At 38.8% G+C, this 304-nt stretch carries 1 pseudogene; it reads right to left on the bottom strand.

Features of this window, described 5'->3' with window-relative positions:
* Positions 1-54: 54 nt before the first annotated feature.
* A pseudogene (locus AOA60_RS23425) lies at positions 55-304 on the bottom strand (5-(carboxyamino)imidazole ribonucleotide synthase); the annotation flags it as partial.

The raw sequence follows: 304 nt of genomic DNA, 5'->3' as shown, positions 1-304 counted from the left end.
TGTATAACGTTCGATCATAGAATTTTCTTCCTCCTATAGTTGCTTTCTTAGTTTCTATTTCCAAATCGGTGATTCATTGATGTTGTCGATGATCTCTTCAACGGACTCTCCTAATACTGTAACATGTCCCATCTTTCTGCCTTGCCTTGCTTCTGCTTTACCATACAAATGAAGATGTGCACCTTTAAGATCTTTTATGTGTTGCATCATCTGAGGAATGTGTTCACCTAATAGATTAACCATCACTGCAGGTTTTAGTAAATCCGTACTCCCTAAAGGCCAACCACAGATCGCTCTAATATGC

The sequence above is a fragment of the Pseudomonas sp. 2822-17 genome, from assembly GCF_002742485.1.
GTDB classification, from domain to species: domain Bacteria; phylum Pseudomonadota; class Gammaproteobacteria; order Pseudomonadales; family Pseudomonadaceae; genus Aquipseudomonas; species Aquipseudomonas cyclaminis.
Note: the sequence above shows the minus strand (reverse complement) of the source record. Positions and strands in the feature narration are given on the sequence as shown.